Raw genomic sequence first — 277 nt, 5'->3', positions numbered from 1 at the left:
CTCCGCGAAGAGGACTCGAACCTCCAACCTGTCGGTTAACAGCCGAATGCTCCACCATTGAGCTATCGCGGAATATTATTATATAATTTAAAATTAAATGGCTCCGCGAAGAGGACTCGAACCTCCAACCTGTCGGTTAACAGCCGAATGCTCCACCATTGAGCTATCGCGGAATATTAATTATACAATGAAATTTAAAATGGCTCCGCGAAGAGGACTCGAACCTCCAGCCTATCGGTTAACAGCCGAGTGCTCCACCATTGAGCTATCGCGGAAT

3 tRNA genes are annotated in these 277 nt (G+C 46.9%); all 3 read right to left on the bottom strand.

The features are described 5' to 3' along the window. The 3 genes from LPC13_RS16760 to LPC13_RS16750 all read right to left on the bottom strand — a co-directional run bounded on the left by LPC13_RS16760 (position 1) and on the right by LPC13_RS16750 (position 275). Positions 1-72: transfer RNA gene (locus tag LPC13_RS16760), tRNA-Asn, on the bottom strand. A gap of 26 nt (positions 73-98) precedes the next feature. Continuing rightward, positions 99-173: transfer RNA gene (locus tag LPC13_RS16755), tRNA-Asn, on the bottom strand. Between the two features lie 27 nt (positions 174-200). Then, a tRNA-Asn gene (locus LPC13_RS16750) sits at positions 201-275 on the bottom strand. Between the last annotated feature and the right edge of the window lie 2 nt (positions 276-277).

Source organism: Clostridium celatum (assembly GCF_021412605.1).
Taxonomy (GTDB): Bacteria; Bacillota; Clostridia; order Clostridiales; family Clostridiaceae; genus Clostridium; species Clostridium celatum.
This window is presented reverse-complemented; position numbering and strand designations above follow the sequence as displayed.